At 32.0% G+C, this 1,206-nt stretch carries 1 protein-coding gene; it reads left to right on the forward strand.

The window, feature by feature from the left end:
* Positions 1-154: 154 nt before the first annotated feature.
* Positions 155-592 carry a transposase gene (locus LJE08_RS13535; RefSeq protein WP_227403521.1) on the forward strand — a complete coding sequence of 146 codons (438 nt, stop codon included), beginning with the start codon at positions 155-157 and terminating at the stop codon, positions 590-592.
* Positions 593-1,206: the final 614 nt, after the last annotated feature.

Genomic DNA, 1,206 nt, shown 5'->3' on the forward strand with positions numbered 1-1,206 from the left:
AAAGACCTTCATAAGACAAGTCCTCCTGTTCTATCTGACTCTATTATACTATATTCAAAATAGGTTTAATAGATAGATTTGAGACTTTCTAAATCATTTTATTTGTATCATTATATCACCAATGCGAATATGTGATATTTATTAATATTCTCACATGTTCACATTAAATTCACATACAATTAATATATGGACACAACTTATCATTCAAACATTCCAGTTGAAACTGATTCGCCTTATTCAAGAAGCTGGTGGATTAAAGAAGCCTGAAGAAAAGAACAGACTCTATAAAGATCATCCTAAAGGATTCTATGTCTATGCCAAGTTCAAATCCAATGACAGCGATCCCAAAAATAGTAAAGATATTCAAGGCTGCTGCGTAAACTACTTTATTCGCTATGCAGGTAGACCTGCCATGGCTGAAAATAGAATCACAGAATACAATAAAGAATCAAATACTGTCAGCTGGTTCTACAATGATCACAAGGATGAGAAAAGATATGATGTCACAGATAATGTGATTGATTTTATAAACCGCCTTATTATACATATACCGGACTATCATTTCTTAATTATTCGATGCCAATGCTTCTAAGAAAACCATAGATAAAGTACATGCACTTCTTGGAATCAAAAAGAACAAGGATAATTCTCGTAAACCTAAAACTAAAGTCCTTAAAAACAAACTCAATAAATTCAAATACCGCACTCATTTAATAGAATCTTTTAACCTAAGATCCAATTCAATGTAAATGTAAAGCCACAATGCAGTATATTTATACATATAATTCATTCAAGGACAAAAGAAATGACAGAACATACTGAAAAAGATATATTGATGAAATGTACAAAACTCGGTTACGAAGAAGAAGCACCTAGATAGTTGATCGATAAATTAGTTCCAAATGAACCTGAAGAAAACTATATGATGCACTGCCCTGAATGTGATCATAAGATGATTGTAAAAAAAATAATTCAACAACTAAAAGACAGACAAATACAAAATGTTGGCTATTACGATAGTCGTTTTTGTCATTCCTGATAATTCATGTCTTGTGATATTTTAGTGCTATTTCACATATCATATTTCTCTGTTCCGAAGTCAAAATCTTAATATAAAAAAAAAACTGCATATGCAGTTTAAATTTTATAAATGGTGGAGCGTATCGGGATCGAACCGATGACCCCCTGCGTGCAAGGCAGGTGCTC

This window comes from Holdemanella sp. DFI.5.55, assembly GCF_020593575.1.
In the GTDB taxonomy this organism is placed as follows: Bacteria; Bacillota_I; Bacilli_A; order Erysipelotrichales; family Erysipelotrichaceae; genus Holdemanella; species Holdemanella hominis.

Bases quoted from the DNA above. Each gene is read 5' to 3' on its own strand.
- LJE08_RS13535 (WP_227403521.1), top strand. From the start codon at position 155: ATGTTCACATTAAATTCACATACAATTAATATATGGACACAACTTATC.